1 protein-coding gene is annotated in these 660 nt (G+C 45.5%); it reads left to right on the forward strand.

Annotated features, from left to right (window positions below; genetic code table 11):
• Positions 1-258 precede the first annotated feature (258 nt).
• Entirely contained in the window at positions 259-543 is a 285-nt protein-coding gene (locus KQY15_RS19130; protein ID WP_254795863.1) for a hypothetical protein, read from the forward strand.
• Positions 544-660 lie beyond the last annotated feature (117 nt).

Below are 660 nucleotides of genomic sequence, written 5' to 3' on the forward strand. Positions count from 1 at the left end.
ACAGTATGGCTCTGGTTGCAAAACTAACCCACGAACTCGGAGGTCAGCACCTCTTGGGGAGTCATTATGTCTATGTGCTAAAGCAGAATGGAGCTCGTATTGAGTTTTAGTGTTAAATCAAAACTATTAATTAGCGGTGGCATTATTGCTTCGGCAGCTGCTATTTGGCATTTACTGTGTATTTGGGGCGGCCCAAGCTGGTTTGCTTTTGCTCGGGCGCCTAAGCAACTTATCGAATCAGCCCAGCAAGGCACTTTGTTGGCACCTGCCGGTACCGTAATCGTTGCAGGGTTAATGTTTGCTTGTACGGTATTTGCTTTTTCAGCCGTTGGTTTAATTCGCAAGGTTCCATTGGTTAAACCTGCTTTAATTACCATCGCGTTGCTTTGTACTGTTCGAGGGTTAATTGGCATTCCAACATTTGTTACAGCCGCCGGTGTAGATATTTGGCAAATAGTTGCTAGCACTGTTTGGTTGTACGTTGGCGTTTGTTTTACTGCTGGCAGCATTGAACATAGTACTGCTTTAAAATCAGTCACATAACAAGCAAAGGCAGGGCGATGCGTAAACGCACGCCTGCTTTGGGCGTTAGGCATTCACGGAGGAAAGATGCATTCTGCTAGTAATAAGTATCTTCTGGCTGCGGCGATATGTTGTTTC

Origin of the sequence: Arsukibacterium indicum (assembly GCF_019100565.1) — a bacterium.
Lineage (GTDB): Bacteria > Pseudomonadota > Gammaproteobacteria > Enterobacterales > Alteromonadaceae > Alishewanella > Alishewanella indicum.